General features: G+C 65.9%; 6 protein-coding genes and 1 pseudogene. 1 reads left to right on the forward strand and 6 read right to left on the reverse strand.

Annotated features, from left to right (window positions below; all coding sequences use genetic code 11):
- The 6 genes and pseudogenes from treZ to VN856_RS00225 all read right to left on the reverse strand — a co-directional run.
- On the reverse strand, window positions 1-1,371 hold a 1,371-nt coding region (gene treZ, locus VN856_RS00200; protein WP_325685122.1), incomplete at its 3' end, for a malto-oligosyltrehalose trehalohydrolase.
- On the reverse strand, window positions 1,364-3,661 hold the full coding sequence (gene treY / locus VN856_RS00205; protein WP_325685123.1) for a malto-oligosyltrehalose synthase: 2,298 nt from the start codon (window positions 3,659-3,661) through the stop codon (window positions 1,364-1,366). The genes treZ and treY, both read right to left, overlap by 8 nt.
- A gap of 3 nt (window positions 3,662-3,664) precedes the next feature.
- Window positions 3,665-5,845 carry a glycogen debranching protein GlgX gene (gene glgX, locus VN856_RS00210; RefSeq protein WP_325685124.1) on the reverse strand — a complete coding sequence of 727 codons (2,181 nt, stop codon included), beginning with the start codon at window positions 5,843-5,845 and terminating at the stop codon, window positions 3,665-3,667.
- A 63-nt stretch (window positions 5,846-5,908) separates the two neighbouring features.
- Entirely contained in the window at window positions 5,909-8,077 is a 2,169-nt protein-coding gene (locus VN856_RS00215) for an acyltransferase family protein (RefSeq protein WP_414686837.1), read from the reverse strand.
- A 76-nt stretch (window positions 8,078-8,153) separates the two neighbouring features.
- A pseudogene (gene ripD, locus VN856_RS00220) lies at window positions 8,154-8,651 on the reverse strand (NlpC/P60 family peptidoglycan-binding protein RipD); the annotation flags it as partial.
- A 308-nt stretch (window positions 8,652-8,959) separates the two neighbouring features.
- On the reverse strand, window positions 8,960-9,403 hold the full coding sequence (locus VN856_RS00225) for a hypothetical protein (RefSeq protein WP_325685126.1): 444 nt from the start codon (window positions 9,401-9,403) through the stop codon (window positions 8,960-8,962).
- Between the two features lie 91 nt (window positions 9,404-9,494).
- On the opposite strand from VN856_RS00225, the gene VN856_RS00230 reads away from it, so the two are divergent.
- A partial coding sequence (locus VN856_RS00230; protein WP_325685127.1) for an aminotransferase class III-fold pyridoxal phosphate-dependent enzyme occupies window positions 9,495-10,086 on the forward strand: 592 nt, incomplete at its 3' end.

The following is a 10,086-nucleotide window of genomic DNA, read 5'->3' on the forward strand; positions in this document are numbered from 1 at the left end:
GTCGTCGGCGTCCCACCCGTGGTCGGCGAATTCCTTTTTGCGGCCCTCGGCGGTAGCGCGGGCCAGCTCGGGTTCCGGGTGGGAGCTGAAAAACTGGAACGGCGTCGACGCTCCCCACTCCTCGCCCATGAAAAGCATGGGCGTGTAGGGCGAACCGAGCACCAGGGCTGCCTTGACGGCCAGCTGGCCGTAGGTCAGGTTTTGCGACGGCCGGTCCCCGAGCGCGCGGTTGCCGACCTGGTCGTGCGTGCAGGTGTAGGCCAGCAGCCGGGTGGCCGGAATGGTCGCGGTGTCCAACGGACGGCCATGGCGCCGCTGCCGAAACGACGAGTAGGTTCCGGCGTGGAAGAAGCCTTCGCGCAACGTCTTTGCCAGGGTGGCCAGCGACCCGAAGTCGGCGTAATAGCCCTGACGCTCACCGGACACCGCTGTGTGGATGGCGTGGTGGATGTCGTCGTCCCACTGCGCGGCCATGCCGAGACCGTGGTCGGCGCGGGGCGTGATCATTCGCGGGTCGTTGAGGTCGCTCTCGGCGACCAGCGACAACGGCCGGCCCAATTGCTCGGCCAGCGCGTCGGTTTCGGCGGACAGCTCCTCGAGCAGATGGATGGCGGTGGTGTCGAAGAGCGCATGCACCGCGTCCAGCCGCAGACCGTCGGCGTGGAAGTCGCGCATCCAGCGCAGCGCGCAGGCGATGATGTAGCGCCGCACCTCGTCGGATCCGGCGTCGGCGATGTTGATGCCTTCGCCCCACGGGTTGCTGGCCGACGACAAGTAGGGCCCGAACCGTGGCAGGTAGTTGCCCGACGGGCCGAGGTGATTGAACACCGTGTCGATCAGCACTCCCAGGCCGCGGCGATGGCAGGCGTCGACGAATCGGACCAGCCCGTCGGGTCCGCCGTAAGGTTCGTGCACCGCGTACCACAGCACCCCGTCGTAGCCCCAGCCGTGCTGGCCGGAAAACGCGTTCACCGGCATCACTTCGACGAAGTCGACGCCGAGGTCGACCAGATAGTCCAGCTTGTCGATCGCCGAGGCGAAGGTGCCCGCCGGCGTGAATGTGCCGATGTGCAGCTCGTAGATCACCGCACCCTGGACCGAACGACCGCGCCATTCGCCATCCGTCCAGTCTCGCGGTGTGGGCTGCCACAGCTGCGAGCGGTCGTGCACCCCGTCGGGCTGGCGCGCTGATCGCGGATCGGGCAGCGGTTTCGGGTCGTCGTCGAGCAGATATCCGTAGCGCGCGTTCGGGGCCGCCTCGACGGTAGTCCGCCACCAGCCGTCGGCGTCGCGTTCCATCGGTTGCACGGTGCCGTCAACGTCGAGCCGCACGGTGTCCGGTTTCGGTGCCCACACCGCGAATTCATGCATCGTCGCGCTCCAGGAGGGCCACGGGTAGCTCGGCGAACAAATCAGCGGCCGCCACCGATCCCGACCACACCCTGCCGGTCAACGCATCGGTCCATGTACCCGCTGGCAACGGGACAACGGTGTCGCCCCAACCGGTCTCAGTGAGTCGTACCGTCCAACGCGTGGCGGCAACCAGCACATCATCACTGCGACGAAATGCCACCGCGTGATCCGCAGCGATTCCGGCGGCGAGCACCGGATGGTAACTGCCCGCTAAGAAGGTTTCCGGCCGGGCGCGCCGCACCCGTAGTGCCGCTTTGATGATGCGGAGTTTCTTGTGCTGCAAAGACTTCAATGCTTCGCGGCGGGTGGCGTAGTCCACGGCGCGACGGTTGTCGGGGTCAACCAGACTGTCGTCCCACAGCTCGGTGCCCTGGTATACGTCGGGGACACCGGGTGCCGTCAGCGCGATCAGTTTCTGACCCAATGCGTCGCTCTCGGCGTGGGTGTTGAGCTGGTTGACGAGTTCGGTGAGCTGTGCGGCAACCGGGCCGTCGAGGACGGAGTCAATCCACCTGTGCACGCCGTCTTCGAAGTCGGTGTCGGGATCGTTCCAGGTGGTGTGCAATGCGGCTTCGCGAATCGACTTCTCGGCATAGCCGTGCAGCCGATCCCGCAATTCGTCGGTGATCTCGCCGCTCGTCGGCCAGATCCCGAAGATGTTCTGCCACAGAAACAATCCGGTGGCGCGGTCGGGGGAGGGGACGATCGTCTCCCAGCGGGCGACGAACTCGGTCCACAACGACGGGACCTGTGACAGCACCCCGATGCGAGCCCGGACGTCTTCACCACGCTTGGTGTCGTGGGTCGTCAGCGTCGTCATCGCGTGCGGCCATAGCCGCGCCCGGGTGGCGGCGCTGGCATGGAATTCCGCCGCGCCGACACCAAACCGGGCCGGCTCGCCGCCGACTTCGTTGAGCGAGACCAGGCGAGCGTCGCGATAGAACAGGCAGTCCTCGACCGACTTCGCGGTGACCGCGCCGCACAACTGCTGCAGTCGGGCATCGGCCTCTCTTCCGCGTGCGTACGCCGCAGCCACGATCTGCAGCGGTTGCTGCAGTTGTGGTGCAACAGATTCGGTTTCGGCCAATGCGGTCGACAGCGTGGCGGCCAAGCCCTGGTAGTCGAAGCGGTACACGTTGATGTGACCGAGGAGTGCCGCCACGGCGTCGGGAAGCTGCGGATGGTCGGCGCCGGCGGCGGTGGCGATGGCGCGACACAGGCGAGCCAGTTCGCTGCCAAGCGTGTCGGTGGCCACGGCCGCTTTGAGGTCGCGCAGCACCACGGGGGTCGCGGAATAGTCGATCCCGGTCGACTCGTACAGCGCCGTCAGTGCTTCGGCGCCGGTTGGGTCGACGAACAAACCGCCCACCTCGCGCAGCGAGTCGTAGCCGGTGGTGCCATCGACCGGCAGCGTCGGCTCCAGCGCCTCGTCGACAGCGAGGATTTTCTCGATCACGATCCACGCCTCGGGCCCGGCCAGTTCCCGCAGCCAGGTCAAATATCCAGCCGGGTCGAACAATCCGTCCGGATGATCGATGCGCACACCGTCGACCAGTCGTTCGGCGAACCACCGGCGCACTTCGACGTGGCTGGCGTCAAACACCGCGTTGTCCTCTTGCCGCAGCCCGGCGAGTGAGGTGATCGAGAAGAACCGCCGGTATCCGACCACACCGCGTCGCCACCCGACAAGCTGGTAATGCTGCCGGTCGTGCACCTGCGGGCCGGTCCCGTCATCGGTGCCCGGTGCAATGGGAAACGCCAGATCGCCGAGGCGTAGCACGTCGCCGTCGACAGTCAGGTCAGCAACGTCGTCGTCAGAACCCAACACCGGCAGCACAACTCGGCCATCGCCGAGCTCCCAGTCGATATCGAAGAACGAGGCGTATGCCGATGACCGGCCGTGCCGCAATACATCCCACCACCACGGGTTCTGCATCGGCTGGTCCACGCCGACGTGATTGGGGACGACGTCGACGATCAGGCCCATGCCGCGGGCGCGTGCGGCGGCCGACAGCCGCGCCAGACCCTCTGCGCCGCCGAGTTCGGGCGACACCGTCGTCGGGTCGGTCACGTCGTAGCCATGCCCGGACCCAGTGACCGGGGTCAGAATCGGCGACAGATACAGATGCGACACCCCGAGATCGTCGAGGTAGTCGAGCAGATTCTCAGCGTCGGCGAAAGTGAAACCGAAGCCGCTCGCGGCACCACGAAGCTGCAACCGGTAAGTCGACAGTACCGGAAAGACCATGCGTCACTTGGTCTTACGGAATACAAGCAATGCCCGGCCGGGTAGCGAAACCTCGTCGCCGTCGTGCACGACCAGCTCTATCGAGCCGGTGGCGTCGGTGGTGTCCAGGACGGCCGTCCACTCGGTGGCATAGTCGTCGGGCGGAATGATGAAGTCGACCTCGTGGCCATGGGCGTTGAAGCACATCAGGAACGAGTCGTCCACGACCCGCTCGCCGCGCGCGTTGGGTTCCGGTATCGCCTCGCCATTGAGGAACACCGCGATGCTCTTGCCGAATTCACCGCCCCAGTCCTGCGGTTGCATCTCCTTGCCCGCCGGTGTCAGCCACGCGATATCGCGCACCTCGTCGCCGCTGCGGATCGGCTCGCCGTCGAAGAACCGTCGGCGGCGAAATACCGGGTGGGCCTTGCGCAATGCCGTGACCTTGCGGGTGAACTCCAGTAGCTCGCTGTTCTTATCGACCAGAGACCAGTCCATCCAAGACAATTCGGAGTCCTGGCAATACACGTTGTTGTTGCCGTGTTGGCCGCGTCCGATTTCGTCGCCGTGCGCGATCATCGGCGTGCCCTGGCTCACCATCAGGGTAGCCATGATGTTGCGCATCTGCCGCTCGCGCAGTTCCAGGATCTCCGGGTCATCGGTCGGGCCCTCGACGCCGCAATTCCACGACCGGTTGTGGCTCTCGCCATCGCGGTTGTCTTCGCCGTTGGCCTCGTTGTGTTTCTCGTTGTACGAGACGAGGTCGTTGAGCGTGAATCCGTCGTGAGCGGTGACGAAATTGATGCTTGCACCGGGTCGGCGACTGGTTGCCTCATAGAGGTCCGACGACCCGGTCAGCCGGGACGCGAACTCACCCAGTGTTGCGGGCTCACCCCGCCAATAGTCACGCACAGTATCGCGATACTTCCCGTTCCACTCGGTCCACAAACCTGGGAAGTTGCCGACCTGGTAGCCGCCCTCGCCGATGTCCCACGGTTCGGCGATCAGCTTGACCTGGCTGACGATCGGATCCTGTTGCACCAGATCGAAAAAGGCGCTAAGTCGGTCGACGTCGTAGAACTCGCGGGCCAACGTCGAGGCCAGGTCGAAGCGGAAGCCGTCGACGTGCATCTCGGTCACCCAATAGCGCAGCGAATCCATGATGAGCTGCAGCGTGTGCGGGTTGCGGGCGTTGAGGCTGTTACCGGTGCCGGTGAAGTCTTTGTAGAACCGCAGATCCTCGTCGACCAGCCGGTAGTAGGCGGCGTTGTCGATGCCGCGGAAGTTGATCGTGGGGCCGAGATGGTTGCCTTCGGCGGTGTGGTTGTAGACCACGTCGAGGATGACTTCGATGCCCTGCTCGTGAAATGCCCGGACCATCGACTTGAATTCGGTGACCGCGCTTCGGGCGCGTCTGTTGGCGGCGTATTGGACGTGCGGGGCAAAGAATCCGAACGTGTTGTAGCCCCAGTAGTTTCGCAGGCCCAGGTCCAGCAGACGGTGGTCGTGCATGAACTGATGCACCGGCATCAGTTCGATCGCGGTGACATTCAACGATTTGAGGTGGTCGATGATCGCCGGGTGAGCCAGGCCGGCATAGGTTCCGCGCAACGCTTCGGGGATGGCGGGATGACTCTGGGTCATCCCTTTGACGTGGGCCTCGTAGATCACCGTCTCGTGATACGGCGTGCGCGGCGCGCGGTCATTCGCCCAATCGAAGTACGGATTGATCACCACGCTGGTCATAGTGTGTCCAAGCGAGTCGACCCGGGGTGGCGTGCCGGTCTCGGCGGGGTCCTTGGCGGCGACGGCGAGATCGTAGGAGTACAGCGCCTGGTCGAACTTGAACTCCCCGTCAAAGCACTTGCCGTACGGGTCGAGCAGCAGCTTGCTGGGGTCGCAGCGATGGCCTGCAGCCGGGTCGAACGGCCCGTGCACCCGAAAGCCGTAGCGCTGCCCGGGGGTGACATCCGGCAGGTACGCGTGCCACACGTAGCCGTCGACCTCGTCGAGGTTGAACCGAGATTCCTGACCGTCGTCACCGATCAGGCAGAGTTCGACTTTCTCGGCGATCTCGGAGAACAGTGCGAAGTTGGTGCCGCTGCCGTCGTAGTTCGCGCCCAACGGGTAGCTGCTGCCTGGCCAGACAGTGGCCAGCGCAGGCGGGGCCGCAGCGGCGCCATTGGTCGGGTCTGACGGGGGCATCTCACGACCTTAACGGCGGTTGGATCTGCCCGCTGTGCTGGCTCTGACCGCCCCGGGCGGGTCTCACCACCAACCGGTGGCCGGGCCGACCTGCCGGCCGAGCTCGTTGGTCATGGTGCGCATGTAGGTAGCCGACAGGTGGTGAGCGTCGTGATATACCAACACGTTTCCTTCTACCGCCGGGCAGATGTCGGCGCGGCAGACCGCGTCGCTCATGTCCAGCGGCTTGAGCATCGGGAACTGTTCGACCCAGTCGAGGGTGGGGTTGCGGTCAGCGAGCACGTCGGAGCGCTTGATGCCACACGACACCGCGTCGCCGCCTTTGGCCAGGCAGTCCGACGGGTTGAACGGCTGACCGTCCTTGACCAACCACGGGGTGTCTCGCATGGCAAGGATCGGAATGTTGTTGTCGGAGAACGTCTGCCAGATGCCGACGTACGTCCCGGGCATCACGTCGCCGGGTTTGATGTTCCACGGCCGCGTCGAGGTGGTGAACACGAAGTCGGGATGGTCGGCCACCACCCGTTCCATCGCCTTGGGCACCCAGTCTCGGCACTCCGGGTAGGGGTCGTTGTTGCCCATCACCAGCGGCATCTTCTCGGTGGACAGCGGGCAGCCCATCTTGAGGTAAGTGGTGACCTTGAAGTGATGCCTGCGCCCGAGCAGGTCCAGCGCGGTCAGCCAGTGCTCGGCGTGCGAGCCGCCGGCGAGCGCGATGGTCCGGGTGGCGTTCTTGTCGCCGTAGCTGCACGTGATCACGTCGGTGTTCTTGAAATCACCGATGCAGCCGTCGCGGGTGGACGGCGGGTAGTCGGTCTGGGCTTCCAGCACCGTGGGTCGCATGCGCAGGCTGGGCACCCGCAGGTGTTTGACCAGGGCTCGTGCGCCCGGATAGTCGCTTGAGCTCAGGCCAGTGAGCTCCTTGCCGCTGGCCCGCTCGACGTTGACGTGCTCGCGCCAGGTGAACGCGGTCGCGGTGAGCGTCACGCCGAGCAGGCCAACGACCGAGCCCAGCACTATGGTCGGGCGACGCAGCCGGGTCCGCCAAGGCACCGCCCGTGTCGCCCGTGGTACGGCGCCGGCCGCTCGGCGCAGCCGGAGCGGCTCTTCGATGTACCGGTTCGTCGCATAGGCCAGCACGCCGGAGATCAGCAGGACCGCGGTGCCCTCGACGAAGTTGGCGTGCGCGTGACCGGTGTAGGCGAGCCAGAAGATCAGCAGCGGCCAATGCCACAGGTATAGCGAGTAGGCCATAGCGCCGAGCCGCACCAGCGGCGCCGTCGCCATCAGCCGGTTGGGCAGGGGCAGGTCGTCACGAGTCGCCGGGTCGGCTTGCAGGTTGGCGCCGGCCAGGATGAACAGCAGGGCAGCCCCGACGGGGACCAGCGCCCACGGGCCGGGGAATTGCTTGACGCCGTCGATGAGTGCGCCGCAGGACAGCACCGCGGCCAGCGCGATGGTGGCGGCCGTCGTCCGCAGCCACATCGGCCACCGGACGTGGGGGACCAGCGCACCGACGAGCGCCCCCAGCAGCAGCTCCCACGCCCGCGCGAAGCTGTTGTAGTACGCCGTTGCCTGGCTGGCCTGGTGCGCAAAAATCGCATAGCCGAATGACGCCACGGTCAGTGTGGCGAGCAGCACCACGAATGCCGTCCGCAAGCGATCGCCGAGCCGGCGTCGGAGCAGGAACGCGAAACCGAAGACCAGCGCCAGGAATGAGATATAGAACTGGCCCTGCACCGACATCGACCAGATGTGCTGCAACGGGCTGACCGATTCCCCGGCCCGCAGGTAGTCGGCGACCGTGTTGGCCAGCTCCCAGTTCTGGTAGTAGCCGAGGCTGGCCAGGCTCTGGTCGGCGAAGGTCTCCCACCGCGTCTCCGGCTGAATCAGGATGGTCAGCACCGCGCATCCGGCCAGCACCACCACCAGAGCCGGCAGCAATCGGCGGACCAACCGGACCACCTCGGGTAACGGCGCCAGCGACGACGCCGGCTTGAGTGCCGTGCGAAGCAGTTTTCCGCCGAAGAAGAAACCGGAAAGAGCCAGGAAGACGTCCACGCCACCGGACACCCGACCGAACCAGACGTGGAACATCGCGACGAGCGCGATGGCGATACCGCGCAGCCCGTCCAGGTCGTGGCGGTAGAAGCCTTCCCGGTTTTCCGACGCGGGTTGCGCGGAGGGCGCAACGCCGGCGTCGGCCGGGCGGGTCAGGGAGACAGTCATGATTGACAGACAATCTACCTAATCCGCCGGCCGACGCGCGTGCGCGAAAACCGGTCTGTGAGCTGTCCGGTCAGGACTCCAGGATGCGAGTCAGGTACGGAACCATCCCGCTGGTGCGTGCCGGAGTGACCGTGACCGCGGGCTCGGTGGCCTCGATCATCTGGTTGTTGCCCAGGTACATCGCGACGCTCTGCGTGCCGCCCGGGCCGTAGCAGAGCAGGTCGCCCGGGCGTGCCTGTGACGGCGCGACTTTGCGGCCGACGTTGCACTGCTCGGCCGAGGTGCGCGGCATCTTCACCCCGGCGCCGGCGTAGGCGTACTGAATCAGGCCGGAGGCGTCGAAGCCGACGACGTTGGCTTTCAGTCCGGTGCCGCGGGTGGGGCCCGCGGCGTTGCCGCCGCCGTAGAGGAACGGCACGTTGCGCTGAGAAAGCGCGCGCTGGATCGCGTAGCTGGTCGACTGCTGGTAGCCCACGAGCGTCGGGCCAGTGGGGTCAGCGCTTGCGACGTGGGGGTTGACCATCGGCAGCATCAATAACAGGGCCAGGCTGGACGGGACGGCGAAGCTGCGTCTCATGTTGATCACCTCTCTGTGGCTTCGGCGCGGTGACTTCACGCCTCTGCCGCCATTCCCGATTCACCCCGGAGACCCATACGCTGGCCCGCCCCGTTGGGGGCCTTACGCCGCCACCGAAATCGGCGCGGGGTGGGACCCGTCGGTGAACCGCTGAATTCACAACAGTCACTACGGACACTGTGGCAACAAATGCCTGTCGGAGCCACTGTGCAGACCCTCTGAGCTGGATTTTTTGTCGTAACGTGACCGAACGGTGATCGCTAGCGTGCCGAAGCCTCAAACCTGCGCGGTCCGTTGTGATTTCGCTCTCACTCAGGGGCGTCGACGATGTTCGGGTCTTCGTGCCAATACTTGCTGCTGAAGTCGGTCAGCGCCGAGCCGGCCACCGAGGCGAACAGCACCAGGGCGATCGCCAAGGCCGGCCAAAAGGACAGATACCAACCCTTCAACAACGACACCAGCGGTCCGAGCAGTGCCGCTGCGACCGCGGCGCCGATGCCTCCGAACACCACCGGGTAGATGTAGAAATCCACACCCATGGGTGCGGGCGGGCAATCTCCGGTGCAGACGTCCTTCAGGAAGCCGAAAAGCCTGGAATACCAATCGGTCCCGAAGGCTATGGCGGCCAGCAGCGCAAGCAGCGCCAGGACCGAGGTCACGTCCCACGGGACCAGGCGCAATCGCAGCACTCGCGGCGGGGGGTCTTCGTGGTGGCTGGGAGACGGGTCATCGAACTGCTGCGGCGAGGCCATGGTGGCCTCAATGCTGCCGGATGCCCGTCATTTCTGCGAGCGAACGCTGAGCGCGCGGGGCTCGGGAGCGACTGCTTTACCCTCGTTCTCTATGACTTCTGCGGCCGCAGGGACGTCTGGGCTCACGCCCGCACAGATCAGCGCGATCGATGCGGCCCACCTGTGGCATCCCTACAGCACGATCGGGGCCGAGGCGGTGCCCCCGGTGGTGGCGGTCGGCGCCCGCGGCGCCTGGCTCACACTCGTCCGCGACGGCGAGCACGTTCAGGCGCTCGATGCGATGAGCTCCTGGTGGACGGCCATCCACGGTCATGGCCACCCCGTGCTGGACGCGGCAATGACCAGCCAGCTGGCCACGATGAACCACGTCATGTTCGGCGGTCTCACCCACGAGCCCGCCGCCCGATTAGCGCAGCTTCTCGTCGAGATCACTCCGGACGGCCTGGAAACCGTATTCTTCAGCGACTCCGGATCGGTCTCGGTCGAGGTCGCGGTCAAGATGGCGCTGCAGTACTGGCGCGGCCGCGGCCTACCCGGCAAGCATCGGCTGATGACCTGGCGCGGGGGATACCACGGCGACACCTTCACACCGATGAGCATCTGCGACCCCGAGGGCGGCATGCACTCACTGTGGACCGAGGTCCTGGCTGACCAGGTGTTCGCTCCCCAGGTGCCCCGCGACT

Origin of the sequence: Mycobacterium sp. (assembly GCF_035603715.1) — a bacterium.
GTDB lineage: Bacteria > Actinomycetota > Actinomycetes > Mycobacteriales > Mycobacteriaceae > Mycobacterium.

Excerpts from the sequence above, each read along its gene's own strand:
- treY (WP_325685123.1), bottom strand. The coding sequence starts at position 3,661 with ATGGTCTTTCCGGTACTGTCGACTTACCGGTTGCAGCTTCGTGGTGCC.
- glgX (WP_325685124.1), bottom strand. The coding sequence starts at position 5,845 with ATGCCCCCGTCAGACCCGACCAATGGCGCCGCTGCGGCCCCGCCTGCG.
- VN856_RS00225 (WP_325685126.1), bottom strand. The coding sequence starts at position 9,403 with ATGGCCTCGCCGCAGCAGTTCGATGACCCGTCTCCCAGCCACCACGAA.